Origin of the sequence: Pseudomonas sp. 39004 (genome assembly GCF_028682155.1) — a bacterium.
GTDB classification, from domain to species: Bacteria; Pseudomonadota; Gammaproteobacteria; order Pseudomonadales; family Pseudomonadaceae; genus Aquipseudomonas; species Aquipseudomonas capeferrum.
In genome coordinates this window covers 1-23,809 of the sequence record NZ_JANIAG010000083.1, presented here as the reverse complement: position 1 = coordinate 23,809, position 23,809 = coordinate 1, and the positions used below count along the sequence as shown (strand labels likewise).

Below are 23,809 nucleotides of genomic sequence, written 5' to 3'. Positions count from 1 at the left end.
CCACCTCAACGGTATGCTGGTGCAACTGTTGGGGCTGTACAAACTGGGTGTCAACCAGCTGCCGGTCTGCCCGGACTACCACGAGCTGGACGACTTCATCGAAGCCCAGTTGGCTGCCCATCAGGAAGTACTCAAGCACAACGACATCCTCGCCACCTGGCGTATCGACACCGACAACCCGTTGGGCTTCTTCGACCGCGAACTGGTCGCGTCGGTGATCGCCAACGTGATCACCAACGCCACCCGTTTTGCCGGGCATGCCTTGTTGATCAGCATCGAGGAAGAAGCCAACCAACTGGTGATCTGCGTCAACGATGACGGCCCGGGTTATCCACAGCGCATGCTCGAACGCCAGGAAGAGTTCATCCAGGGGATCGATTCACACAGTGGCAGTACTGGCCTGGGCCTGTACTTCGCTGCGCGGATCGCGGCGCTGCATGAGAGCGATGGGGTGAAGGGGCGCATCGAGATTTCCAATGGCGGGGCGCTTGGGGGCGGGTTGTTCAGGTTGTTTTTGCCTTGATCGTTCTCGTGGCCATTTCGCGTGATCAGGTGTTGCCTTTTATTGCGGCCCTAGCGTCGATTCCCAAGACGATGTGAGGGATTTCCTTCTTGTGGTAGCTGGGCTTTTTTCCAGCCAGGCGAGTGACAATGTAGATACGACGTTTCTACATTTCACTTGCAATCGCATGGAGGATTTCTAGTATGTATCTACCTTGGGAGATACTTATGCAGATCAAGATTCAGCAGTGGGGCAATAGCGCGGCCATTCGCCTCCCTGCAGCGGTGCTTAAGCAGCTGCACCTTGGTGTCGGCTCAACCCTTAGCTTGGATACGGCCGGTGAAACGCTGGTGCTCAAGCCTGTCAGGTCCAAACCTAAATACACCCTTGAAGAATTGATGGCTCAGTGTGATCTGACGGCACCGGAGCCAGAGGACATGGCCGCCTGGAGCGCGATGCGCCCAGTGGGGCGTGAAGTGTGAAGCGGGTTAAATTCGCCAGAGGCGATATTGTTCGTATCAACCTTGATCCCACTGTCGGACGAGAGCAGCAAGGCGCAGGGCGACCCGCATTGGTGCTTACACCCTCGGCCTTCAATGCTGCGGGGCTCGCAGTGATCGTGCCGATCTCCCAGGGTGGGGATTTCGCAAGGCATGCAGGGTTCGCAGTGACGCTTAGCGGCGCGGGTACGCAGACGCAAGGGGTCATGCTCTGTAACCAGATACGCACAGTGGATCTGGAGGCCAGAAAGGCCCAGCGTGTCGAGGCTGTGCCCGAGGTGGTCATCCTTGATGCACTGGCTCGCGTACAAACCCTCTTTGAATAATGGTCCCTATGGAAAATCTATCCTCAGCCCTCATCCGCGAAACCTTCCCCGTAGGCCCCCTGCAGTGCAATTGCACCCTGATCGGCGACCCGCTGAGCAAAAAGGCCATCGTCGTCGACCCAGGCGGTGACCCGGAGAAGATCCTCGCCCGCCTGCAAGCCCATGGCCTGACCTTGGTAAGCATCATCCACACCCACGCGCATTTCGATCACTTCCTCGCCTCGGGCAAGTTGAAGGAACTGACTGGCGCGACATTGCACCTGCACAAAGACGACCAGTCGCTGTGGGACAACCTGGAGATGCAGTGCCAGATGTTCGGCGTGCCTTACACCCCGGTGCCTGCCCCAGACCGCTGGCTGAGCGATGACGAGGAACTGGCCTGTGGTTGTGGCGTGGCCTTGCATACCCCGGGGCACACGCCCGGCTCGATGAGCTTCTGGTTCGCCGATGCCAAGCTGTTGATTGCCGGCGATACCTTGTTCCGTCGCGGTATTGGCCGCACCGATTTGTGGGGCGGTGATCAGCGGGCTATCGTTCGTTCGATCAAGGAGCGGTTGTACCGGCTGGATGAAACGGCCATCGTGGTCACAGGCCACGGGCCAGACACCCGCCTGGGTGACGAGATGCGCGAGAACCCGTTCGTGCGGGCATGAACCTGCGTGAAAACGTGTTCATGGAATTTTTTTGCCGCTTGGCAATCCAAGGCTGGCATAGATCCATTCGCGGTCTGCCGCATTTATGAATTTCAGTAGGAGCTTGTCCATGTTCACCATGCGTCGTCTGATTATCGTCGCAACCGCTGCAGCCCTGATGACTGGCTGCGCAAGCCAGAACCCGTACGACAACCAGGGTCAGGCGCAGGGCTCCACGGGGATGAGCAAGACCGCCAAGTACGGCGGCTTGGGCGCGCTGGCCGGCGCTGTCGCCGGTGCCGCCATCGACCACAACAACCGGGGTAAAGGTGCACTGATCGGCGCCGCCGCAGTGGGTGCCGCAGCAGCCGGTTACGGCTACTACGCCGACAAGCAGGAAGCCGCACTGCGCGCACAAATGGCCAATACCGGCGTCGAGGTGCAGCGCCAGGGCGACCAGATCAAGCTGATCATGCCAGGCAACATCACCTTCGCCACCGACTCGGCCAACATCGCGCCAAGCTTCTACTCGCCGCTGAACAACCTGGCTGGCTCGTTCAAGCAGTTCAACCAGAACACCATCGAAGTGGTCGGCTTCACCGACAGCACCGGCAGCCGTCAGCACAACATGGACCTGTCCCAGCGCCGCGCGCAGGCGGTCAGCACCTACCTGACTTCGCAGGGTGTGGATGCTTCGCGCATTTCGGTACGTGGCATGGGCCCGGACCAGCCGATCGCCAGCAACGCCGACGCCAACGGCCGGGCACAGAACCGTCGCGTGGAGGTCAACCTGAAGCCGATCCCAGGTCAGCAGTATGACCAGCAAGGGCAGGTTCAGCAGTATCCGTAAGTCATGAGGGTCGCCTTGGGGCTGCCAAGCAGCCCCAAGGCTTCAGCGCACGACGCTGGCCTGAATCGCCGTCAGGGCGATGGTGTGCACGATATCGTCCACCTGAGCCCCGCGCGGCAAGTCGTTCACCGGCTTGCGCAACCCCTGCAGCATCGGCCCCAGACTGACCCCATCGGCACTGCGCTGCACCGCTTTGTGCGTGGTGTTGCCGGTATTGAGGTCGGGGAAGACGAACACCGTGGCTCGCCCGGCAACCGGGCTGTTCGGTGCCAGTTCCCGGGCGATGGCCGGGTTGGCCGCAGCGTCATACTGCAACGGCCCATCGATCAGCAGATCCTGTTCCGCGCTTTGTGCCAGGCGTGTTGCTTCACGCACCTTCTCGACTTCTTCATCGCTCGCCGAATCACTTGAATAACTGATCATCGCCACCCGCGGCGCGATGCCGAAGGCCTGTGCCGATTCGGCGCTCTGCCGGGCGATTTCTGCAAGTTCTGCGGCACTGGGGTGCGGGTTCATCACGCAGTCGCCGTACACCAGCACCTGCTCGGGGAACAGCATGAAGAACACCGAAGATACCAGGCTGGCACCTGGCGCCGTCTTGATCAGCTGCAGGGCCGGGCGGATGGTGTTGGCGGTGGAATGCACCAGGCCCGAGACCAGGCCGTCGACCTCATCCAGGGCCAGCATCATGGTGGCGATCACCACCGGGTCTTCCAGCTGCTGCTCGGCCATGGGCGCATTGAGGTTCTTGCTTTTGCGCAGCTCGACCATCGGTTCGACATAGCGCCCGCGAATCAGCTCCGGGTCGAGTATTTCCAGGTCTGGCGGCAGGGTAATGCCCTGGGCGCGGGCAACGGCTTCGACTGCCTCGGGTTTGGCCAGCAGTACGCAACGCGCGATGCCACGGGCCTGGCAGATCGCCGCCGCCTGCACCAACAGCGGCTCGGCGCCCTCGGGCAGGACGATGCGCTTGTTGGCCTGTTGTGCGCGTTGAATCAACTGATAGCGGAACACCGCAGGCGACAGACGCAGCTCACGTGGCGTGCCACAGCGCTGATGCAGCCAGGCAGCGTCGAGGTGGCTGGCGACGAAATCGGTGATGAACTCGGCACGCTCGCGGTCATCCACGGGGATCTCGCGGTTCAGTGAATTGAGCTGGTTGGCCGTGTCGTACGAACCGGTACTCACCGAAAGAATCGGCAGGCCGGCTTGCAAGGCGCCGCGGCACAAGCCAAGGATACGCGCATCGGGCTTGCTGTCGCTGGTCAGCAGCAGGCCGGCCAGGGGCACGCCATTGATCGCTGCCAGGCTCACGGCCAGAATGATGTCGTCACGGTCACCGGGGGTCACCACCAAGGTGCCAGGGGTGAGCAATGGCACGGTGTTGGCCACGGTACGCGCGCAGATGATGATCTTGCTCATGCGCCGCTGCTCGTAGTCCCCGGCGTTGAGCACCTGGGCGCCAAGCAGGTCGGCCACATCGCGGGTGCGCGGGGCGTTCAGTTCGGGCTGGTAAGGGATGCAGCCCAGCAGGCGGAAGTCGTTGCCGCGCAGCAGCGGCGAGTGCTCGCGCAGGCGCGTGGCGAAGTCCGCCATGCTTTCTTCGGTACGCACCTTGTTGAGGACCACCCCGAGCACTTTCGGGTCGCGTGGGCCGCCGAACAGCTGGGCCTGCAGTTCGACCCGGCCGGACAGCTCGCTGAGGACCTCGTTTTCCGGCGCCGACACCAGGATCACCTCGGCATCCAGGCTCTTGGCCAGGTGCAGGTTGACCCGCGCCGCGTAACTGGCGTGGCGGGTCGGCACCATGCCCTCGACCACTACCACGTCATTGCCCACGCAGGCTTGCTGGTACAGGCGGATGATTTCTTCGAGCAGTTCGTCAAGTTGGCCATCGCCGAGCATGCGCTCGACGTGCGCCAGGCTCAACGGCTTGGGCGGCTTGATGCCGTGGGTCCGTGCGATCAGTTCGGTGGAGCGCTCGGGGCCGGTATCGCCGGGGTGAGGCTGGGCGATCGGCTTGAAAAAACCGACCTTCAGGCCTGCGCGTTCAAGGGTGCGAACCAGGCCCAGGCTGATTGAAGTCAGGCCGACACCAAAGTCGGTCGGCGCAATGAAAAATGTTTGCATGCGTGCTTCTCGAAATAAAGCGGTGCAAGGAATCAACGGCCAAGGGTAGCGCTATCGGCCGCCTGTGCACACCAGCCACAGGCGAAAGCCTGGCCGATGCGCTGCTGGCGCTGAGCGGCATCGAGCACCCACGGGCGCGCCTGCCAAGGGGGTTGGTGGCGAAGGTGCTGAGTGTGGCCGCACGACAACTCGACCACCCAGTGGCCTTCTTCGTCCTGATGGAAGCCGGTGATCCGACTGATGGGCTGTTCCTCGGCCGAGGCGCGTTCGCAATCGGGCGATGGCTTGGTTACACTTGTCCGCTCTACATACTTTTGCAAAAGGTCTTGCCCCATGCTGATCGCCGCCAACAAGGCTGTCTCCATCGACTATACCCTGACCAACGACGCCGGGGAGACCATCGACAGCTCCGCCGGTGGCGCGCCGCTGGTTTACCTGCACGGTGCCGGCAACATCATCCCGGGCCTGGAAAAAGCCCTGGAAGGCAAACAGGCCGGTGACGAGCTGAATGTCTCCATCGAGCCGGAAGACGCGTACGGTGAATACCTGGCCGAGCTGGTCAGCACCCTGAACCGCAGCCTGTTCGAAGGCGTCGACGAGCTGGAAGTCGGCATGCAGTTCCACGCCTCGGCGCCGGATGGCCAGATGCAGATCGTCACCATTCGCGACCTCGACGGCGACGACGTTACCGTTGACGGCAACCACCCGCTGGCCGGCCAGCGCCTGACCTTCCAGGTCAAGGTTGTCGACGTGCGTGATGCCAGCGAAGAAGAAATCGCTCACCGTCACATCCACGGTGAAGGTGGCCATCACCACTGATTTTCTGCGCTAAGCTCAGAGAGTCGCCAGGCGCTCGGGCAAGCCATTTGCCTTCCCAATGGGAGGTGGACGGCTTGGACGAGCGCTTTTTTATTGGGCGGATTTCGCCCACGCGGCCATCGGGAACCTGAGAGGGGAATACATCATGAGTGCATTTCACGACCTGAAGTTGGAGGCACTGAACGGCGGGGATCTGCCCCTCGCACCGTTCAAGGGCCAAGTGGTGCTGGTGGTCAACGTTGCCTCCAAGTGTGGCCTGACGCCGCAATACGCTTCGCTGGAAAAGCTGCAACAGCAGTTCAAGGGCAAGGGTTTCAGCGTGCTGGGGCTGCCCTGCAACCAGTTTGCCGGCCAGGAGCCTGGCAGCGAGAAGGAAATCCAGGAATTCTGCAGCCTCAACTACGGTGTCAGCTTCCCCTTGGGCGCCAAGCTGGAGGTCAATGGGCCGCAACGCCACTCGCTGTATCGCCTGCTGGCGGGGGAGGGGGCCGAATTCCCCGGTGACATCAGCTGGAACTTCGAAAAGTTTCTGGTAGGCAAGGACGGCCGCGTGCTGGCGCGCTTCTCGCCGCGCACTGCGCCGGATGACCCTACCGTGGTTCAGGCCATCGAGAAGGCCCTGGGCTAAGGTTTTTGCTCAGCCGCGCGGGGCTGTCGAACCTGGCTTGATCGCCAGCGCAGTGCCCGGGGCCTGTTGCGCCGCGCCTGCGCGTTGTTTGCAGGCACCATACAGATAGCCCTCGAACTGCTCGACAATCGCCGGCCAGCCTTGGCGGCTGGCGTGTTGACGGGCATTCAGGCGTACTCGGCGCAGGGTTTCTTCCTCTTCCAGTAGCCAGCAGGCGGCATCGATAAAGGCCGCCTGGTCCCCGGGCATGGCCAGCGCGCCGCTGTGCCCATGACGAAGATGTTGCGCGGCCGCCGCCTCATCGTAGGCCACCACCGCCAGCCCCGAAGCCATGCCTTCGAGTACCACGTTGCCAAAGGTTTCGGTCAGGCTTGGGAACAGGAACAGGTCACCGCTGGCATAGTGCTCGGCCAGTGCCTCACCGCGCTGGGCGCCACAGAGCACGGCATCAGCCACCTGTTGTTCAAGGGCGGCGCGCTGTGGGCCGTCGCCGACCACGATCAAGCGCAGGCGCTTCTGTGGATAAGTCTGCTTCAGCGCGTCCAGGCACGGGCGCAGCAGCCCCAGGTTCTTTTCTGCCGCCAAGCGCCCGACATGCAGCACGGCGATATCGTCCGGGCCAAGCCCCCAGCTTTCACGCAGCACCTGGCTGCGCCGGGCCGGGTTGAACAGGCAGGCATCGACCCCGCGGGCCAGCAGTTCCAGGCGCTCGAAACCACGGCGTTCAAGCTCCAGGCGCTGGCTGATGCTGGGCACCAGCGTGATGGCCGTACGGCGATGGAACCAGCGCAGGTAGTGGGTGAGCAGGCGTGCCAGCAAACCCAAGCCATATTGGCCGGAGTACTGCGGGAAGTTGGTATGGAAACCGCTGACCACCGGCACCCCCAGGCGCCGTGCCGCGCGCAGCGCACTCAGCCCCAATGGCCCTTCGGTAGCGATGTACAGCACATCCGGGCGTTGTCTGCGCCAGCGCCGCAGCAGCTTGTGCATGGACACTTCGCCCCATTGCAGGCCGGGGTAGCCGGGCAAGCCCCAACCGCGGCATAGCATCAGTTGCGGGTCGTTGTGCACCGGCGCTTCGCCGGCTTGGCGTGGGCGCACGATCTCGATGTCATGCCCGCGTTGGCGCAACCCTTCGCTGAGGCGGCCAAGGGTATTGGCGACACCGTTGATCTCCGGTGGGAAGGTTTCGCTGACGAGGGTGATACGCAGGGCGGGTGTATTCATGACAAAAAGTGTCCGCCTGCAGCATTGCGCGCATGTGACGGCCTTGTGACGTGCAGGTGACGCCTGATCGCCGGTTGTTTCAACGGTGTGAATATTTGCCTGCAGGGTGCTCAAGAACCTGCCACCGCCAGCCGATGAAGATGCATTCGATTACGTGCTGCGCTCCAGGAGAGCGGGAATGTTCAACAACAAGCTCAAGCAAGAAATCCAGCAACTGCGTGAAGACCTGCTGTCGGTCGAACAGGTCAAGAGCAGCCTCGACAGCGAGATGCTGGTGCTCCAGCTCGACCCCCAAGGACGGATCGAGATGGTCAACGGCAACTTCGAGAGCGAGATGCTCTACCGTGCCGACCAACTGCTTGGACGCAAACTCGAGGACATTGTCCCGGCCCATGTGAAGACGCTGGATTTCTATCAGCGCATGAAAAGCGCCATCAGCCGTGGCGAGCACCTCAACGGGGCGTTCCGCCTGCTGCGTGGCAATGGCCAGGAAGCGTGGCTGCGCTCCATCCTGCAGCCGGTGAAGAACAGCGAAGGGCGCATCAAGTATTTCACCCTGCACTCGAGCGACCTTACCCGCACCATCGAAACCTCACGCGAGCACGAAAGCCTGATCAAGGCATTGATGCGCTCGACCGCCGTGATCGAATTTGGCCTCGATGGCACCATTCTGACCGCCAATGAACGCTTTCTGACGACGGTCGGCTACCGCCTCGAACAGATCCGCGGCAAGCATCACCGCATCTTCTGCGAGCCTGCAGAAGCCAATTCGCCAGGCTATCAGGCGTTCTGGGACAAGCTGCGCCGTGGCGAATACATCGCTGAACGCTTCAAGCGCATCGACGCCCATGGCCGGGTAGTGTGGCTGGAGGCGTCCTACAACCCGATCTTCGATGCCCATGACGTGCTGTACAAGGTGGTCAAGTTCGCCACCGTGATCACCGACCAGGTCAACCAGGAGCAGGCGGTTGCCGAGGCGGCGGACATCGCCTTCAACACTTCGCTGGGCACGGACACCAGCGCGCGCAAGGCCACCGAGGTGGTGACGCAAACCGTAAGCGTCATGCGTGGGCTGGAGGCGTCGATGCAGGAGGCGGCCGAGGGTATCCAGGCGCTGGACACTCAGTCGCGGGTGATCGGCTCGATCATCAAGACCATCAGCGACATTGCCGGGCAGACCAACCTGCTGGCGCTCAACGCCGCCATCGAGGCAGCCCGTGCGGGGGAGCAGGGGCGGGGGTTTGCCGTGGTCGCCGACGAAGTACGCCAGTTGGCCTCGCGTACCAGCACTGCCACCGAGGAGATTGCCCGGGTCGTGCAGCAGAACGAGCAATTGGCCCAGGCTGCGGTGGCGATCATCGACACCAGCAAGCGCCAGGCCGAGCAGGGGCTGGCGCTTGCCGATGAGACTGGCAACGTGATCGTCGAGATTCAGGACGGGGCGAAGCGGGTGGTGGACGTGGTGGGGCAGTTTTCCAGCCGACTGGCTCAGTGATTGTTGTTGTAGGAGCGGCCTTGCCGGGGCGCCGGACCGGTCGGAAAGGGTCGCGTAGCGGCCCCAGGTTCTGTGGCGCAGCAAAAATCGCCGGGGCCGCTTTGCGACCCTTTCCGACCGGTCCGGCGCCCCGGCAAGGCCGCTCCTACACCAGCGCGTGCCAGGCTCAGTTACGCTCGCGTACCCAGAACAGGGTGGCACCGGCCACCGCCGCCGGCATCATCAGCACGTTCACCACCGGCACCATCAGCGCCAAGTAGGTGATGCCGCCAAAGCCCAGCGACTGCCAGCGCTTGCTGCGCAGCCAGGCGAGCATGTCCTGCCAGCTCATCTTGTTGTTGTCCGCCGGGTAGTCGATGTACTGGATAGCCATCATCCATACCCCAAAGATCAGCCACAGCGGCGCCGCGATCACGTTGACCACGGGGATCAGCGACAGGATGAACAGGCCGATCGCCCGGGGCAGGAAGTAGCCCAGCTTGCGCATCTCGCGGCCAAAGGTGCGCGGCACCATGGCCACCAGCTCAGCCCAGCTGAACGCGGGGAAATTGTCTTCGCCGCGCACCACCACTTCGACCTTTTCGGCCAGAAAACCATTGAACGGCGCGGCAATGACGTTGGCCACCAGGGTGAAGGTGAAGAACACCATCAGCACCACCAGGGCGACGAACAGTGGCCAGAGAATGTACGTGAGGAAGTTCAACCAGCTTGGCAGGGTCGGCATCAGCGCGTCGACCCACACACTGAACTGGTGGCCGGCAAAGTAGATCAGGCCGCCGAACAGCAGCAGGTTGACCGCCAGGGGCAGCAGCACGAACAACCGCAGGTTCGGGCTCAGCACCAGTTTCAGGCCTTCGCGCAGATACTGGGGGCCAGAGAGGACAGGGGCTTGCATCGAGACACTCCGAACATAAGGAAAACGCGCTGACCTTACCGAGTTTGTTGCGCCGACGAAAGGCGGGCGATGTCGGCGAAACCGGCTGTAACAAAAGCACCAGGGCATTTTTCGTGAATGAAATTGCTGAATAGACGATGCCTATGAGGTGGATTGTCGAAGGATATTTCCTTAATCTTTGCGACCTCGCTACAGTGCGCTCAACTTTTAGGTTCTGGACCGACGCGTAGTAGCCTTCCCCAAGGTTGCGTGGGTCCTTTTTAAATTCCAGCTGGCACCGCCGGCACACCGATGCTGGCCCCGTGCGGCCGGCTCGACAGGAGTTCGACATGTCTGAAGTACGTCATTCGCGCGTCATCATCCTCGGTTCCGGCCCTGCCGGTTACAGCGCCGCAGTTTATGCCGCCCGTGCCAACCTCAAGCCGCTGCTGATCACCGGCATGCAGGCCGGTGGCCAGCTGACGACCACCACCGAAGTCGACAACTGGCCGGGCGACCCCCATGGCCTGACCGGCCCAGCCCTGATGCAGCGCATGCAAGAGCACGCCGAGCGCTTCGAGACCGAGATCGTCTTCGACCACATCAACGCTGTCGACCTGGCCAACAAGCCATTCACCCTGCAAGGTGACAGTGGCACCTATACCTGCGACGCGCTGATCGTTGCCACTGGCGCCAGCGCCCGCTACCTGGGCCTGCCGTCGGAAGAAACCTTCATGGGCAAGGGTGTTTCGGCCTGCGCGACCTGTGACGGCTTCTTCTACCGCAACAAGCCGGTAGCCGTTGTCGGCGGCGGCAACACCGCGGTTGAAGAGGCGCTGTACCTGGCCAACATCGCCAGCAAGGTGACCTTGGTTCACCGTCGCGAAACCTTCCGTGCCGAGAAGATTCTGGTCGACAAGCTCAACGCCCGCGTGGCCGAAGGAAAGATCGAGCTCAAGCTCAACGCCACCCTGGACGAAGTACTGGGTGACAACATGGGCGTGACCGGTGCGCGCCTGAAGAACAACGATGGCAGCAGCGACGAAATCAAGGTCGACGGCGTGTTCATCGCCATTGGCCACACGCCGAACACGTCGCTGTTCGAAGGCCAGCTGACCCTCAAGGACGGCTACCTGGTGGTCAATGGCGGCCGTGAAGGCAACGCCACTGCCACCAATGTCGAAGGTGTGTTCGCAGCGGGCGACGTGGCTGACCACGTCTACCGTCAGGCCATCACCTCGGCCGGTGCAGGCTGCATGGCGGCGCTGGACGTCGAGCGTTACCTGGACGGCTTGGCCAACGCCTCGTTCTGATCCGACGCTCGAAAAAAACCGGCCATCTGGCCGGTTTTTTCATGCCTGCAATTTTCTGCGCCTTCAGAGGCTCAAGCGCATCGACAAGTCCACCGCCTTCACATCCTTGGTCATGGCACCAATGGAGATGTAATCGACGCCGGTTTCGGCAATCACCCGCAAGGTGCTCTCGTTGACGCCGCCGCTGGCCTCAAGTTTGGCCTTGCCTGCGGTGATGCGTACGGCTTCGCGCATTTCATCCAGGGTCAGCTCGTCGAGCATGATGATATCCGCCCCCGCACTCAGGGCTTGGCGCAGTTCGTCCAGGCTTTCGACCTCGATTTCCACCGGCTTGCCAGGGGCGATGCGGTGCGCTGCTGCCACCGCTTCAGGCACGCCACCGCTGGCGGCGATGTGGTTTTCCTTGATCAGGAAGGCATCGTAAAGGCCGATGCGGTGGTTGTCGCAACCGCCACAGGTGACTGCGTACTTTTGCGCCAGGCGCAGGCCGGGCAGAGTTTTGCGGGTGTCGAGCAGGCGCACCTGGGTGCCGTCGACCAGGTCGGCCAGAAAGCGCGCGCGCGTGGCGACGCCAGACAGCATCTGCAAGAAGTTGAGCGCACTGCGCTCACCGCTGAGCAGCGAGCGTGCCGGGCCTTCCAGGTGGAACAGCGGCTGGTTGGCCAGCGCGCGGTCGCCGTCGGCAACTTGCCAGTGCACGGCTACCCGCGGGTCGAGCTGGCGGAACACGGCGTCGACCCAGGCGGTGCCGGCGATCACGCAGTCTTCGCGGGTAATGATGGTCGCCTTGGCCAGGCGCTCGGCCGGGATCAGCTGCGCGGTGATGTCGCCACTGCCGATGTCCTCCAGCAGCGCGCGGCGCACGTTGGCTTCGATTTCGGCGGTCAGGTCGGCGAGGCGTAGGTTCGGCATGGTCGGCTCCACAAGCTAGATGCCGGCGATTATAGGGCAGGGGGCCGGTGTGTACAGCGCCCTGGCGGGTGACCTTTGGTCGGTCGGTGTGAGCATCTGCGGCAAAGCAGGGTCATTTGCCTGCACGCGAAACGGCGCTGGCAGCTATCAGATTTTTTGCCGATAATAGTGCCCAGTATTTGGCGTCATAGCTTTGACGAATTATTGCCCGCTCGGGCAAGCGAGCCTGCAAGGAGTTCGGGATGCATAAAGAAGGCAAGGTGGTGCCGCTGGCGGCAGCCATCGACAGAGGGGCGCGCACGCCTCTGCCTTGCCTTCCGGTATTGCTCCTGCAAGTGCGCGACAAGGCTGCACTGCAATTGCGCCAAGGCCTGCAAGCCTTGTTCGACAACGCCGACGACACCCTGTTCGAGATGGCCGACAAGGCCTTCGAGCGCTGCGACCAGAACCTGTATTTTGAAGCGATGCGCGACTTGCGCCTGAAGCGCAAAAGCATCGAGCGGGGCTTTCTCGATACCTTCTACGACACCTTCGCCAGCATCGGCAAGGTGGACCCCTTGGGGTGCCTGGGAGAAACGCAAAGCGCCGCCAGCAAGGCGCAACTGGAGCGTGCATCGGCGCTTGAAGGGATGGTTGCGCGGGTGCTCTCGCGTGACGGCGTTGCCCTCCAGCAATTGGGCCTGCGCTTGCAGGCCTTGCTCGATCGCCCTGTAGGCGAGCGGCAGAACCCGGTCGGGCCTGCTGCCTTGTGCGGTTATTTTCTCGAAGCGGGCCGCAACCTGGGGGTCGGTTTGCGGGTGAAGCTGGTGTTGCTCAAGCTCTTCGAGCGCTACGTGCTGCGTGATGTGGATGTGCTTTATGCAGAGGCCAACCAGTTGCTGGCCGCCGCCGGCGTGCTGCCCGAGTTGCAACCCGCACCGCGTCGGCGTGCCGAGGACCGGCGCATGGGGCCCGGGCGCCGGCCGGCAAACCTGGAGGCACAGGGGCAGGTGGGCGCGGACAGTGCGGGGCAAGCGTACTTTGCTTCGCTGCAGGCACTGCTGGCCCCGGCGCGTGGGCAGATCGCACCGCGGTTGCAGGCTGTGGCCGCTGCCCTGCCGATCAGCACCGGCGACCTGCTGCGCCTGCTCTCGCACCTGCAACACTATGTGCCCGCCACCCAGGCGGCAGATGACTTCGAACTCGGCCAGCAGCTTGAGCAACTGCTGTTGCGCGTCAGTGTGCGCAGTGGCACCCGCCGGCGCATCGCCACCGCCGATGAAGACATGATCAACTTGGTAGGCTTGCTGTTCGGCTATATCCACAATGACCACAACCTGCCGCCCAGCCTGCGGGCGCTGATCGCGCGTTTGCATATCCCGCTGCTCAAGGTCGCGCTGCTCGACAAGGGGCTGTTCAGCCGTGCCAGCCACCCGGCCCGCCGCCTGCTCAACGAGATCGCTGCTGCTGCGATCGGCTGGGAGCAGGGCGGTGAGGGCCTGCGCGACAGTTTGCATCTGCGGGTGGAGCGAATCATTCAGCGCCTGCTCAACGATTACACCGAGGACGCGTGCCTGTTCGCCGAACTGCTCGACGAGTTCCTTGCCTTCAGCCACGACGAGCGCCGCCGCAACGATCTGCTCGAGCAGCGCACGCGCGACGCCGAAGAGGGCCGGGCGCGCACCTTGCAGGCCCGCCTGCGGGTGCAGCAGGTGCTCAACCAGCGTCTGCGCGGGCGGGTGTTGCCGCAGGTGGTGGTGCAGATGCTGGTGCAGGCCTGGAGCCAGGTGCTGCTGCTGGCGTGGCTCAAGCAGGGCGAAGGCTCGCAGGTGTGGCGTGATGCCCTGGCCACCATGGACACCCTGCTCGCCAGCATTGCCCCGCATCAGGCCTGCGAGCAACTGCTGCAACAGGTGCCAGGCCTGCTCAAGGCCTTGCGTGAAGGCCTGGCTGGCGTAGCGCTGGACTCGTCCGCCACCCGCGACTTCTTCCAGCAACTGGAGCAATTGCACCTGCGTGCCTGCTCGGCTTGCTTACCGCCATTGGCCGATGACAACCCGGCGTTGCAAGAGGTACGGGTAGCCGAGGACATCGTCCTGGCGCTTGCCGAAGAGCCGGCCTGTGCGCCCTTGCACATTGCCGACGGGTTCGCCGCGCAACTGCGCCAGGTGCAGCGCCTGCGTATCGGCACCTGGGTCGAGGTGTTCGATGAAGACGACCCACTGCGCTGCAAGCTGGTGGCACGTATCGACAGCAATGATCGGCTGGTCTTCGCCAATCGCACGGGCATGAAGGTGCGAGAATGGAGCACTGGCAGCCTGGCCCAGGCGCTGCAGCGGGGGGATGCGCGGGTGCTCGATGACGGCTTGCTGTTCGAACGGGCGCTGGAGTCGGTGCTTGAAGGGCTGCGGCAACAGCAGGTGCATTGACCCCCTTACAATGATTCACATGCAAACGGCCTCGCCCGCAGGGCATACTGCTGTTCTGTACCCGGCGTTTTTCAGGATCTGCCCCCATGCAATTGGACCGTGCCACCGGCTGGTTCCACGGAATCACCCACTGCCCTTCGCCGAACTTCAACGCGCGCCCCGAGGGCGAGTCGATATCCCTGCTGGTGATCCACAACATCAGCCTGCCGCCCGCGTGTTTCGGCACCGGCAAGGTTCAGGAATTCTTCCAGAACCGCCTGGACGCCAATGAGCACCCCTATTTCCAGAGCATCTGCCAGCTGACGGTGTCGGCGCACCTGTTCGTCGAGCGCGATGGTGCCGTGACCCAGTTTGTGTCGTTGCTCGACCGCGCCTGGCATGCTGGCGTCTCCAGCTTCGACGGGCGTGAAGGCTGCAACGACTTTTCCATCGGTATCGAACTCGAAGGCACTGACGACCTGCCTTACACCGATGCCCAGTACGCCACGCTGGCGCAGCTTACCCGGCAGATCCGCAGCGCCTGGCCGGTCATCGGTCTCGCGCGCATCCAGGGCCACAGCGACATTGCGCCGGTGCGCAAGACCGACCCAGGCCCGGCATTCGACTGGGGTCGCTATCGCCAAACCGTGAAGGATAACGAGGACTACCCATGAGTTTTCTGGTTCTGCTGCTGGCGCTGTGGGTCGAGAAGTTCTCGGCACTGCGCCATCAAGTACAGCGCGATGGTTTTTTCCTGGGCGAGATGGTGCGCCTGGAGCGCAGCGGCAAGGTGCAGCCGTGGTGGACGCTGGCCATTCTGGTGCTGGCGCCGGTAGCGGTGCTGGTACTGCTGCTGCATGTGCTGGAGCCGGTGGCCTATGGCCTGCTGGCATTGCCGGTACACCTGCTGGTGCTGGTCTACAGCCTGGGCCGCGGCGATGCGAAGGCGGCGCTGGGGCCGTTTCGCGATGCCTGGCGGCGCGGTGATGATCAGGCCGCCCTGCACGTTGCCGAGCGCGATCTGGGCCTGGTGGCCGACGACCCCCACAGCTTGCTGGTGCGCGTGCAGGGCTATTTGCTGTGGCAGGCTTACCAAAGCTTCTTTGCCGTTATCTTCTGGTATTTCGTGCTCGGCCCAGGTGCTGCGTTGGCCTATCGCCTGCTGGCGCTGTGCGGCGAGCACAGCAATCAGCCTGCGCTCAAGGCGCGTGCCGAGCAATTGCGGCACATCATGGACTGGTTGCCGGTGCGGGTGCTGGCCTTGAGCTTCGCGCTGGTCGGCAATTTCGTCGCGGTGACCCGCGTCATGCTGCACGAACTGCTCAACTGGCACATCAGCGCCGGGCACCTGGTGGCCCGGGTCGGCCGGATTGCCGACGATATTCCCGAGGAAGAAGACAGCCAGCGTGGGTTGAGCCGGTTGGACAGCCTGTGGGAGTTGCTGTTGCGCTGCGCGGTGCTGTGGTACGCCGGGTTCGCGTTGTGGACGGTGTTGGTCTGAGCCTACCCAGGTTAGCTGGCTACCAGCCAAACAGCTCGCAGGCATTGCGGCTGCTGGCGGCGGCCAGTTGCTCGACATCGACCCCCATCACCTGCGCCAGCGCCGCCGCGATCTCAGGCAAGTGCTCCGGGCTGTTGCGCTCACCCGGGTACATCACCGGGGCCATGTCCGGCGCATCGGTCTCCAGCACGACGCTCTCCAGCGGTAGCCGTGCCAGGGTTTTGCGCAGCCGCAACGCCTGGGGCCAGGTGGCTGCCCCGCCAAGGCCAAGGCGAAACCCGAGCTTGATGTATTCACGCGCTTCTTCGTAACTGCCCGCAAACGCATGGATCACCCCCGCCCGCGCCGGCTTGTAGCGCTTGAGCGTGGCAATCACCTGGGCGTGGCTGCGGCGCACATGCAGCAAGGCGGGCAGTGCGAAGTCGCAGGCCAGTTGCAACTGGGCCTCGAACAGCGCCTGTTGGCGGCCCTTGTCCAGTGCTTCGAGGTAGTAGTCCAGCCCGAACTCACCCACAGCGCACAGGCGCGGGTCGCCGCGCAGGCGGTCCAGCCAGTCGCGCAGTTGGGTAAGGTGCTCGGGGCGATGCTGGTCGAGATAGACCGGATGCAGCCCAAGGGCTGCAAACACCTGCGTCTCGGCGCAGGCCAGGTCCCATACCCGCTGGAAGTTCGCCTGATACACCCCCAGCACCACCATGCGTTCAACCCCTCGCGCCGCCGCGTTGGCCAGCAGGCGCGGGCGGTCGGCATCGAAGTTGGGGAAGTCGAGGTGGGTGTGGGTGTCGATCAGGCGCATGCTCAGCCCGCTGTGATCCGTTGCTTGAAGGTTCGACCGATGGCGTGTACGCCGGGTTCGTAGCGTTTTTCCTCGATTGCAGCCAGGGCCAGCTCCAGTGCGGTGGCAGCAATCAGCCCGTGCTGCTGGGCCATGGCATTGACCGGAAGCAGCAGGAAATCGAGCAGTTGATTGTCACCGAAGGTGCCCAGCTGCAGCTGGCGCGAGTCGGCGGGGCGCGCCTGCAGGGTGTCGAACACGCCTTGCAGCAGCACGTAGGAGGTGGTGACCAAGGCGTCGGGCAACCCCCCTTGCTCGTCGATCAGTTGCTGCATCAGGCGCTGGCCGCATTCGCGGCTGAATGCCTCGCCCTGGTAACGCCGCACTTCACCGGCATAGCCCTGCAGCGCTTGATCGAAGCCGCCGGCACGGGCCTGGCTGACCGAAAGCTCTGGGCGTGCGCCGATCAGGGCGATGCTGCGCGGGGCAGCGCTTAGCAGGCTGGCCGCCAGCTGGCGGCTGGCATCGCGATCATCGCTGATGACCGAGCAGAAGTGCGCTGGGTCCAGGCGGCGGTCGATGGCGATCACCGGCAGGCCCTTGTCCTGCAGCTCACGGTAGCTGTCGTCTTCCACCGGCAGGCAGCTGGCGACGAACAGGGCATCGCAACGGCGGGCGCGGAACAGTTGCTGCAACTGGCGCTCGCTGTCGGGCTGGTCATCGCTGCTGGCAATCAGCAGTTGATAGCCCCGGGCACGGGCGCCTTGTTCCAGTTGCTTGGCGATGCGGGCGTAGCTGGGGTTCTCAAGGTCAGGGAGAATGAAGCCCAACGTGCGGGTGTGCCGGCTGCGCAGGCCGGCGGCTTGCGGGTTGGGCGTGAAGCCATGGGCCTCGACCACCGCGCGCACGCGCTCGACAGTGCCGCTGCTGATGCGCTGCTGTTCGGCCTTGCCATTGATGACGTAGCTGGCAGTGGTCACGGACACACCGGCCAGACGGGCGATATCGCTGAGTTTCACCGAATTTTCCTTATTATTACCGGGGCTGGCTGCGAGGCCTGACCGGGTAGTTTGACCCGGAGTTGCCACCGCGCGCAGACGACCATTGTCGCAATTGTCCGACAGGATGGGGCTTTTTCCTGGGGAGATTATCGAGTAACGTGGCCGCCTGGTCAGGTTAAACGTTTCAGCTGCCAAATATTCTGCCTTGGCTGCCGTCTGTGCAAGGCTGTTGAACTGGCCGTTTTCGTGAATTTCACAACAATAACCTCAGTACCCGACTTTGGGCACTGTAAAAGGAGAAGGTCATGCTCGAGCTCGCCACAGGGCAGATAGCCATGGGCCAGAAGGCCGCGGACAAGGCCGAGGCATTGCGCCTGCTGGCGGACCAACTGGTTGCCGACGGCCTGGTCGCCGAGGGTTACCTGCAAGGCCTGCAGGCCCGCGAGGCGCAGGGCTCGACCTTCCTCGGCCAGGGCATTGCCATCCCCCACGGCACCCCGCAGACCCGCGACCTGGTGCATACCACCGGGGTGCGTCTGCTGCAGTTCCCCGAAGGCGTGGACTGGGGCGATGGCCAGGTGGTCTACCTGGCCATCGGTATCGCTGCCCGCTCTGACGAACACTTGCGCTTGCTGCAACTGCTGACCCGCGCCCTGGGCGAGACCGACCTCGCCGAAGCGCTGCGCCGGGCCAGCTCTGCCGAGGCCTTGCTCAAGTTGTTGCAAGGTGCGCCGCAAGCCTTGGCGCTGGATGCGCAACTGGTCGGCCTGAACCTGCCGGCCGAAGACTTCGACGAACTGGCCTGGCGCGGTGCGCGCTTGCTGCAGCGCGCCGGTTGCGTCGACAGTGGCTTTGCCGCCGTGCTGCAACAGGCCGAGCCGCTGCCACTGGGCGAGGGCCTGTGGTGGCTGCACAGCGAGCGCCAGGTGCGCCAGCCTGGCCTGGCATTCATTACCCCGCAGCAACCGCTGCGTTACCGCGACCAACCGCTCAACGGCCTGTTCTGCCTGGCAAGCCTTGGCGCTGCCCATCAGGCCTTGCTCGAGCGCCTGTGCGAAGTGCTGATCGAAGGGCGCGGGCAAATGCTCTACCAGGCCACCAGCAGCCGCGCGGTACTGCAGGTGCTGGGCGGCGAGGCGCCGGCAGATTGGCCCAGCGCGCGCATCGTGCTGGCCAACTCGCATGGTTTGCACGCCCGCCCGGCCAAGGTGCTGGCACAACTGGCCAAGGGGTTTGAGGGCGAAGTCCGTGTGCGCCTGACCGACAGCGCGCAACCCGCCGTGTCGGTCAAGAGCTTGAGCAAGTTGCTCAGCCTCGGTGCCCGCCGTGGCCAGGAGCTGGAACTGATTGCCGAACCCGGCATCGCCGCTGATGCGCTGCCGGTGCTGCTGGCGGCCATCGAGCAGGGCCTGGGCGAGGACGTCGAGCCGCTGCCACAAAGCGCCGCAGCGGTTGCCGTCCCGCCGCAGGAGGTGCTGCAGGCACCCGCCGCAGGTAGCCGGATTCAGGGCGTCGGCGCGGCCCCCGGCATTGCCAGTGGCCCGGCGCACGTCTGCGTCGAGCGCGCCATCGACTACCCGCTGCGCGGTGAGTCCCCCGCCCAGGAACGGGTCAAGCTGCGCGAGGCCCTGGCAACGGTAAACGGCGAGTTGCAAGCGCTGGTCCAGCGCAGCGACAAGGCCATCGGCGAGATTTTCGTCACCCACCAGGAAATGCTCGCCGACCCGGCGTTGGCTGATGATGTCGAGCAGCGCCTGGCCCAAGGCGAGAGCGCCCCTGCGGCATGGATGGCGGTGATCGAGGCGGCCGCCCGGCAGCAGGAGTCGCTGCACGACGCCTTGCTCGCCGAGCGTGCCGCCGACCTGCGCGACATCGGCCGCCGCGTGCTGGCCCAGTTGTGCGGCGTGCAGGCGCAGGTCGAGCCCGACCAGCCGTATGTACTGGTGATGACCGAGGTCGGCCCTTCCGATGTGGCCAGGCTGGACCCAAGCCGGGTCGCCGGCATCGTCACCGCCCAGGGCGGGGCGACTGCTCACAGTGCCATCGTCGCCCGCGCCTTGGGCATCCCGGCGGTGGTCGGCGCCGGTGCAGCGATTCTGCTGCTCGATGGCGGCACGCCATTGTTGCTCGATGGGCAACGCGGTGTGGTGAACATCGCGCCAGCCGCCGCCGAACTGCAACGCGCCCTGGCCGAGCGCGACCAGCGTGAGCAGCGCCTGCAGGCGGCCTGGGCCAACCGTCATGAACCGGCTGTTACCCGTGATGGCCATGCCGTCGAAGTCTTTGCCAACATCGGCGAGAGCAGCGGTATCGACAAGGTCGTGGAGCAGGGCGCAGAAGGCGTCGGCTTGCTGCGCACCGAGCTGATTTTCATGGCCCACCCCCAGGCGCCGGACGTGGCCACCCAGGAAGCCGAGTACCGCCGCGTGCTCGACGGCCTGGGTGGGCGGCCGCTGGTGGTGCGCACCCTGGATGTCGGCGGCGACAAGCCGCTGCCTTACTGGCCGATCGCTGCCGAAGACAACCCCTTCCTCGGGGTGCGCGGTGTGCGTTTGACCTTGCAGCGCCCACAGGTGATGGAAGACCAGTTGCGCGCCTTGCTGCGCGCTGCCGACCAGCGCCCGCTGCGGATCATGTTCCCGATGGTCGGCCAGGTGCACGAATGGCGTGAAGCGCGGGCCATGGTCGATCGCCTGCGTGAGGAAATTCCGGTGGCCGACCTGCAACTGGGCATCATGGTCGAGGTGCCCTCGGCGGCCCTGCTGGCGCCGCAGCTGGCCCGTGAAGTGGACTTCTTCAGCATCGGCACCAACGACCTGACCCAATACACCCTGGCCATCGACCGTGGCCACCCGAGCCTGTCGGTCCAGGCCGACGGCCTGCACCCGGCGGTGTTGAGCCTGATCGACATGACCGTGCGCGCTGCCCATGCCGAAGGCAAGTGGGTGGGCGTGTGCGGTGAGCTGGCCGCCGACCCGCAGGCGGTCGCCGTGCTGCTTGGCCTGGACGTTGACGAGTTGAGCGTCGCCGCCCGCAGCATTGCCGAAGTCAAGGCCCTGGTCCGCCAGGCCGATCACCAGACGGCCCGCGCCCTGGCGCGCGAGGCCTTGCAACAAGACAGCGCCGCGGCGGTTCGCGCGCTGGTGGAGCGTTACTGATGGCCAAGATCCTCACCCTCACCCTGAACCCGGCGCTGGACATCACCATCGGCCTCGATACCTTGCGCCCAGGGCACGTCAACCGTAGCCAGGCGCAGCACAGCCATGCCGCCGGCAAAGGACTGAACGTCGCTCAGGTACTGGCCGATCTGGGCCACAGCGTCACCGTTGGCGGCTTCCTCGGGCAGGGCAACCTGCAGCCGTTCGAAGCCTTGATCGACTGGCGTGGTTTTACCGATTGCTTTGTCCGCGTAGCGGGCGAGACGCGCAGCAACATCAAGCTGGTCGAAGCCGATGGCCGCGTGACCGACATCAACGGCCAGGGGCCAGAGGTCGACGAGGCCGCCCGCGTTGCGTTGCTGCGGCGGCTGGAGCAGGTCGCCCCTGGGCATGATGCGGTGGTGGTGGCCGGCAGCCTGCCCCGCGGTATCAGCCCTGAGTGGTTCCGCCAGTTGCTCGAACAACTGAAGGCTCAGGGCCTGAAAATTGCCCTGGACAGCAGTGGCGAAGCGCTGCGTGCCGGCCTGCAATGCGCGCCGTGGTTGGTCAAACCCAATACCGAGGAACTTGGCGAGGTGCTTGGCCTGGCGGTGCAAAGCCCGGCGCAGCAACGCGCGGCGGCCGAGCGCCTGCTGGCCAGTGGCATCGAGCATGTGGTGGTGTCCGCCGGCGAGCAGGGCGTCAGTTGGTTCGCCCGCGACCTGGCCGTGCATGCCCAGCCGCCCAAGGTACGGGTTGCCAGCACCGTGGGCGCGGGGGATTCGCTGGTGGCAGGCATGGTCCATGGCCTGCTGCTTGGCGAGGCGCCCGCGCAGACCTTGCGCCGAGCCACCGCCATCGCCGCCCAGGCCGTGACCCAGGTCGGTTTCGGCATTCGTGACCGCGAGCAACTGGCACGCCTGGAAGCGGGCGTGCAAGTGACAGAACAACAAGAGGGTTGCCGATGAACATTGCCATTGTCACCGCCTGCCCCAACGGCCAGGTGTCCAGCGTGCTGAGCGCGCGTCTGCTGGCTGCAGCTGCCCAGCGTCGTGGCTGGAGCACCAGCGTCGAGGTGGAGGACGCCGAGCACCCCGAGCGGCAGCTGACGCCGGCACAGATCAGCGAAGCCGACTGGGTATTGGTGGTCAGCACCGGGCCAGTGGACCTGGCCCGTTTTGTCGGCAAGCGCGTGTACCAGAGCACACCGTCCCAGGCGTTGGCCGACCGCGAGGGTTTCCTCGACGAGGCGGCGGCCAAGGCCCAGCTGTTGGCCGAGGTGCCCGGCAGCCCGGTCGCGGTGAGTGGCGCTGGCACGCGGATCGTCGCGGTGACTGCCTGCCCGACCGGCGTCGCGCACACCTTCATGGCCGCAGAGGCCTTGCAGCAGGCCGCGCAGCAGCAGGGCTACCAACTTACCGTGGAGACTCAAGGGTCGGTAGGCGCGCGTAACCCACTGTCCGCCCAAGCCATCGCCGAGGCCGACGTGGTGCTGCTGGCCGCCGACATCGAAGTGCCCACGGCGCGTTTCGCCGGCAAGCGCATCTACCGCTGCGGCACCGGCATCGCCCTCAAGCAGGCTGGCGCCACCCTGGACAAGGCCCTGGCCGAAGCCAAGGTCGAACATGCCGCCGATGCCGCTGCGGCCTCCAGCGCCGGGAAGGGTGAGAAGACGGGGGTGTACAAGCACCTGCTTACCGGGGTGTCGTTCATGCTGCCGATGGTGGTGGCCGGCGGCCTGTTGATCGCGTTGTCGTTCGTGTTCGGTATCGAAGCCTACAAAGAGCCGGGCACCTTGCCGGCGGCCTTGATGCAGATTGGCGGCGAGGCGGCGTTCAAGCTGATGGTGCCGCTGTTGGCCGGCTACATCGCCTGGTCGATCGCCGACCGCCCGGGCCTGGCGCCCGGCATGATCGGTGGTCTGTTGGCCAGCACCCTGGGGGCCGGCTTCATCGGCGGCATCATTGCAGGGTTTCTCGCCGGTTACAGCGCCAAGGCCATTGCCCGTTGGGCACGGCTGCCGAGCAGCCTGGAGGCGCTCAAGCCGATTCTGATCATTCCGCTGTTGGCCAGCCTGTTCACCGGCCTGGTGATGATTTATGTGGTCGGCCAGCCAGTGGCGGCGATGCTCGAAGGGCTGACGCAATTTCTCGACAGCATGGGCACCACCAACGCCATCCTGCTTGGGCTGGTGCTTGGCGGCATGATGTGCGTGGACCTGGGCGGGCCGATCAACAAGGCCGCCTATGCCTTTTCGGTGGGCCTGCTGGCCTCGTCGAGCTATGCCCCCATGGCGGCGACCATGGCTGCCGGCATGGTGCCGCCGATCGGCCTGGGGATTGCCAGCTTCATCGCCCGCCACAAGTTTGCCCAGAGCGAACGCGAGGCGGGCAAGGCCGCGCTGGCCCTGGGGCTGTGCTTCATTTCCGAAGGCGCCATCCCGTTTGCCGCCAAGGACCCGTTGCGAGTGATCCCGGCCAGTGTCGCCGGGGGGGCCTTGACCGGTGCGTTGTCGATGTACTTCGGCTGCAAGCTGATGGCGCCGCACGGGGGCCTGTTCGTGCTGTTGATCCCCAACGCGATCAACCATGCGTTGCTGTACCTGCTGGCGATCGTGGCGGGTAGCCTGCTGACGGCCGTGGTGTACGCGGTGATCAAGAAGCGTGAGCAGGTGGAATTGGCAGTGGTGCCGGTGAAGGGGTAATCGAGCGTTCTGGGGCTGCGCAGCAGCCCCCCTGCCTACCGCTGATGTTTGCGCCGCAACGGCTCCAGCAAGTCTCACGCCGCAGACCGGGCCGAG

The 23,809-nt window shown here is 64.4% G+C and carries 22 protein-coding genes and 1 pseudogene; 16 read left to right on the top strand and 7 right to left on the bottom strand.

Annotated elements, in window-relative coordinates:
- The 5 genes from NP534_RS15580 to NP534_RS15560 all read left to right on the top strand — a co-directional run.
- Positions 1-523, top strand: a 523-nt coding sequence (locus NP534_RS15580; RefSeq protein ID WP_274099300.1) for a sensor histidine kinase, incomplete at its 5' end; no start/stop codon positions are given.
- A gap of 182 nt (positions 524-705) precedes the next feature.
- The gene (locus NP534_RS15575; RefSeq protein WP_081874754.1) at positions 706-984 is read left to right on the top strand and encodes an AbrB/MazE/SpoVT family DNA-binding domain-containing protein; all 279 of its coding nucleotides are present in this window, start codon (positions 706-708) and stop codon (positions 982-984) included.
- Positions 981-1,328, top strand: a complete 348-nt coding sequence (locus NP534_RS15570; RefSeq protein WP_033701277.1) for a type II toxin-antitoxin system ChpB family toxin — start codon at positions 981-983, stop codon at positions 1,326-1,328. Before NP534_RS15575 ends, NP534_RS15570 begins: the two co-directional genes overlap by 4 nt.
- An 8-nt stretch (positions 1,329-1,336) precedes the next feature.
- Complete coding sequence (locus NP534_RS15565; RefSeq protein WP_274099299.1) at positions 1,337-1,981, top strand: MBL fold metallo-hydrolase; 645 nt, start codon at positions 1,337-1,339, stop codon at positions 1,979-1,981.
- A 109-nt stretch (positions 1,982-2,090) separates the two neighbouring features.
- A complete protein-coding gene (locus tag NP534_RS15560; protein WP_047582740.1) occupies positions 2,091-2,810 on the top strand; it encodes an OmpA family protein in 720 nt (239 codons plus the stop codon).
- Between the two features lie 42 nt (positions 2,811-2,852).
- Here the strand turns inward: NP534_RS15560 and pta are convergent, their stop codons facing one another.
- Complete coding sequence (gene pta, locus NP534_RS15555) at positions 2,853-4,940, bottom strand: phosphate acetyltransferase (protein ID WP_274099298.1); 2,088 nt, start codon at positions 4,938-4,940, stop codon at positions 2,853-2,855.
- 32 nt (positions 4,941-4,972) lie between these two features.
- Positions 4,973-5,275: a DUF3565 domain-containing protein gene (locus tag NP534_RS15550; protein WP_095064021.1), complete on the bottom strand. Its 303-nt coding sequence runs from the start codon at positions 5,273-5,275 to the stop codon at positions 4,973-4,975.
- Between NP534_RS15550 and NP534_RS15545 the strand changes: the two genes are divergently transcribed.
- Positions 5,274-5,759 carry an FKBP-type peptidyl-prolyl cis-trans isomerase gene (locus NP534_RS15545; RefSeq protein WP_016501463.1) on the top strand — a complete coding sequence of 162 codons (486 nt, stop codon included), beginning with the start codon at positions 5,274-5,276 and terminating at the stop codon, positions 5,757-5,759. The two genes, NP534_RS15550 and NP534_RS15545, sit on opposite strands and share 2 nt — an antisense overlap.
- Positions 5,760-5,904: 145 nt before the next feature.
- Positions 5,905-6,387 carry a glutathione peroxidase gene (locus NP534_RS15540; protein WP_274099297.1) on the top strand — a complete coding sequence of 161 codons (483 nt, stop codon included), beginning with the start codon at positions 5,905-5,907 and terminating at the stop codon, positions 6,385-6,387.
- Between the two features lie 9 nt (positions 6,388-6,396).
- On the opposite strand, the gene NP534_RS15535 is transcribed toward NP534_RS15540, so the two are convergent.
- Positions 6,397-7,614 (bottom strand): glycosyltransferase family 4 protein, encoded by a 1,218-nt coding sequence (locus NP534_RS15535; protein WP_274099296.1) that lies wholly within the window; start codon positions 7,612-7,614, stop codon positions 6,397-6,399.
- A gap of 178 nt (positions 7,615-7,792) precedes the next feature.
- Here NP534_RS15535 and NP534_RS26805 point away from each other — a divergent pair.
- Together NP534_RS26805 and NP534_RS26800 are read left to right on the top strand one after the other, a co-directional pair.
- Positions 7,793-8,521, top strand: a pseudogene (locus NP534_RS26805) (PAS domain-containing protein); the annotation flags it as partial.
- Between the two features lie 156 nt (positions 8,522-8,677).
- The gene (locus NP534_RS26800) at positions 8,678-9,109 is read left to right on the top strand and encodes a methyl-accepting chemotaxis protein (protein WP_371925420.1); all 432 of its coding nucleotides are present in this window, start codon (positions 8,678-8,680) and stop codon (positions 9,107-9,109) included.
- A gap of 166 nt (positions 9,110-9,275) precedes the next feature.
- On the opposite strand, the gene cysZ is transcribed toward NP534_RS26800, so the two are convergent.
- Positions 9,276-10,004 carry a sulfate transporter CysZ gene (gene cysZ / locus NP534_RS15525; protein WP_186660229.1) on the bottom strand — a complete coding sequence of 243 codons (729 nt, stop codon included), beginning with the start codon at positions 10,002-10,004 and terminating at the stop codon, positions 9,276-9,278.
- Positions 10,005-10,333: 329 nt separating this feature from the next.
- Between cysZ and trxB the strand changes: the two genes are divergently transcribed.
- Entirely contained in the window at positions 10,334-11,296 is a 963-nt protein-coding gene (gene trxB / locus NP534_RS15520) for a thioredoxin-disulfide reductase (protein WP_033701267.1), read from the top strand.
- 63 nt (positions 11,297-11,359) lie between these two features.
- On the opposite strand, the gene nadC is transcribed toward trxB, so the two are convergent.
- Complete coding sequence (nadC, locus tag NP534_RS15515) at positions 11,360-12,208, bottom strand: carboxylating nicotinate-nucleotide diphosphorylase (protein ID WP_186660227.1); 849 nt, start codon at positions 12,206-12,208, stop codon at positions 11,360-11,362.
- A 242-nt stretch (positions 12,209-12,450) separates the two neighbouring features.
- Between nadC and NP534_RS15510 the strand changes: the two genes are divergently transcribed.
- From NP534_RS15510 to ampE, 3 genes are all read left to right on the top strand, one after another.
- Entirely contained in the window at positions 12,451-14,616 is a 2,166-nt protein-coding gene (locus tag NP534_RS15510) for a DUF1631 domain-containing protein (RefSeq protein WP_274099294.1), read from the top strand.
- 86 nt (positions 14,617-14,702) lie between these two features.
- The gene (gene ampD / locus NP534_RS15505) at positions 14,703-15,269 is read left to right on the top strand and encodes a 1,6-anhydro-N-acetylmuramyl-L-alanine amidase AmpD (protein ID WP_047582731.1); all 567 of its coding nucleotides are present in this window, start codon (positions 14,703-14,705) and stop codon (positions 15,267-15,269) included.
- Complete coding sequence (gene ampE / locus NP534_RS15500; RefSeq protein WP_274099293.1) at positions 15,266-16,096, top strand: regulatory signaling modulator protein AmpE; 831 nt, start codon at positions 15,266-15,268, stop codon at positions 16,094-16,096. Before ampD ends, ampE begins: the two co-directional genes overlap by 4 nt.
- 19 nt (positions 16,097-16,115) lie before the next feature.
- Here ampE and NP534_RS15495 read toward each other — a convergent pair whose 3' ends face one another.
- Both NP534_RS15495 and cra read right to left on the bottom strand, forming a co-directional pair.
- Entirely contained in the window at positions 16,116-16,892 is a 777-nt protein-coding gene (locus NP534_RS15495) for a TatD family hydrolase (RefSeq protein WP_274099292.1), read from the bottom strand.
- Between the two features lie 2 nt (positions 16,893-16,894).
- A complete protein-coding gene (gene cra, locus NP534_RS15490) occupies positions 16,895-17,890 on the bottom strand; it encodes a catabolite repressor/activator (RefSeq protein ID WP_274099291.1) in 996 nt (331 codons plus the stop codon).
- Between the two features lie 287 nt (positions 17,891-18,177).
- Here cra and ptsP point away from each other — a divergent pair, with 287 nt between their 5' ends.
- The 3 genes from ptsP to NP534_RS15475 are packed head-to-tail and all read left to right on the top strand — an operon-like array spanning position 18,178 to position 23,713.
- Positions 18,178-21,030 (top strand): phosphoenolpyruvate--protein phosphotransferase, encoded by a 2,853-nt coding sequence (gene ptsP / locus NP534_RS15485; RefSeq protein ID WP_274099290.1) that lies wholly within the window; start codon positions 18,178-18,180, stop codon positions 21,028-21,030.
- Positions 21,030-21,977, top strand: coding sequence for a 1-phosphofructokinase (gene pfkB / locus NP534_RS15480; RefSeq protein ID WP_274099289.1), 948 nt, complete (start codon positions 21,030-21,032; stop codon positions 21,975-21,977). The genes ptsP and pfkB overlap by 1 nt, the downstream gene beginning before the upstream one ends.
- Positions 21,974-23,713: a PTS fructose-like transporter subunit IIB gene (locus NP534_RS15475; RefSeq protein ID WP_274099288.1), complete on the top strand. Its 1,740-nt coding sequence runs from the start codon at positions 21,974-21,976 to the stop codon at positions 23,711-23,713. The genes pfkB and NP534_RS15475 overlap by 4 nt, the downstream gene beginning before the upstream one ends.
- Positions 23,714-23,809 lie beyond the last annotated feature (96 nt).